General features: G+C 39.5%; 2 protein-coding genes. Both read right to left on the minus strand.

Annotated features, from left to right (window positions below; all coding sequences use genetic code 11):
* Positions 1–54: 54 nt before the first annotated feature.
* Positions 55–954: an IS3 family transposase gene (locus tag AC59IL_RS38910; RefSeq protein ID WP_496557665.1), complete on the minus strand. Its 900-nt coding sequence runs from the start codon at positions 952–954 to the stop codon at positions 55–57.
* The coding region (locus AC59IL_RS38915; protein ID WP_496557666.1) for a hypothetical protein at positions 951–1,133 on the minus strand (183 nt) is incomplete at its 5' end. The genes AC59IL_RS38915 and AC59IL_RS38910, both read right to left, overlap by 4 nt.

Raw genomic sequence — 1,133 nt, forward strand, 5'->3', positions numbered from 1 at the left:
GCTTTACAGTGCTCACAATAATACGGATATAACTTTACAGTTTTTGTTTTTGTCCTAAACTGGCTTTACAGGTTTACGTTTTTTGGGTTTCCAATGTTTATTTAATGGTCCCGTGGCGATATGGGCCTGATTGGGAGTAAGATTACCACAGCTCAAATGAGGTCTGAGTCGATTATAGACATCTACTGCATAATGAGTAGCCGGTATAGCTTCACTATAGCTCCTGAATGTCTTATCAAGCCCCAGTTCGATTTTAAGTATACCATTTACTCTTTCAGCAATGGCATTGTCATAAGGACTACCGGATTGTGTCATACTGATGCATATGTTGTTATCCTGCAACAGGTTAACATAAACATCACAGCAGTATTGAATGCCTCGATCAGAATGATGAATAAGGGATTGTAGTGGTGTTGTTTTTAGGCCTGATAAAGCTTTATTGAGGGCAATAGTACAGCCCTGAGCCTTTAAATGCTGGCTTAAATGGTATCCGACAATTTTGCGGGAATAGGCATCTGTAATAAGTGACAGGTAAATAAAGCCGTTATCTGTACGCAAATAGGTAATGTCACTAACCCAAAGTTGATTTGGCGCATTTACCTGAAGATTTTCAATTAGATTAGGCCATTTTTTATAATGATGATTTGACCAGGTTGTACGCACGTATTTCTTTTTTGGTTTTATTAGTAAATCATGCTCTGAAAGCAGTCTGAAGAACCGATCTCTGCCAATGGATATGTGATGTGATCTAAACTGCTCTTTGAGCATTCCGAGTAACTTACTGGCTCCAATGCGTGGTAAGAACACACGTGTATTTTTTACCAGTTCAATTATAAGCAGTTCCTGCATGCTTTCATCTGAATAACGCCACTGATGATCATAAAATGCCTGACGGGTTTTACCAAACAGCCCGCAAAGCTTTACCAGTCCAATAGTTGGATAGTATTGCTTCATTTGGAGGACTGCCGGATACCAAACTTTTTTATGATATCAATTCCCATCTCCTTTTGGGCTATTTCGATAAGCGTTTCCAAACCGGCTATCTTAAGATTGGCTTGTTGTAGTTCTTTATCCCTTTGAGTATTCCTTGTACCCGAATGCTGCGGCAATTCTGCCGGTTGTTGACATTGTTC

Source organism: Niastella sp. sgz303648 (assembly GCF_059587045.1).

What these genes read in the sequence shown, in the direction of transcription:
- AC59IL_RS38910 (WP_496557665.1), bottom strand. Translation starts at nt 954, where the DNA reads ATGAAGCAATACTATCCAACTATTGGACTGGTAAAGCTTTGCGGGCTG.